Raw genomic sequence first — 458 nt, forward strand, 5'->3', positions numbered from 1 at the left:
GTTCGAGCGTGAGGCACAGGGCGAGCGCGTGCTCGACCATGATTTCCTGTCGGAACACACGGTGGGCCTGGAGGCGCTGCGCGAAGACGTGATGGCGCAGGACTGGGACCAGATCGTGCAGGTGTCCGGCATTTCGCAGGCGCAGATCCGCCGCTGTGCGGAGATCTACATCCGTTCCAAGGCCACCGTGATCTGCTACGGCATGGGGCTGACCCAGCACCAGTACGGCTCGCGCCTGCTGCAGCAGGTCGCCAACCTGCTGTTGCTGCGTGGCAACTTCGGCAAGCCCGGCGCCGGCATCGGACCGATCCGTGGGCATTCCAATGTGCAGGGCGACCGCACCGTCGGCATCGACGAGAAGCCCAAGCCGGCCTATCTGGACCGCGTGCAGCAGGTGTTCGGCTTCGACCCGCCGCGCGAGCATGGCCACCATGTGGTCGAATCCATCGAGGCGATGC

The 458-nt window shown here is 65.9% G+C and carries 1 pseudogene; it reads left to right on the forward strand.

The features are described 5' to 3' along the window. Nucleotides 1–458, forward strand: a pseudogene (locus D7X12_RS41925) (hypothetical protein); the annotation flags it as partial.

The sequence above is a fragment of the Corallococcus sicarius genome (genome assembly GCF_003611735.1).
GTDB lineage: Bacteria > Myxococcota > Myxococcia > Myxococcales > Myxococcaceae > Corallococcus > Corallococcus sicarius.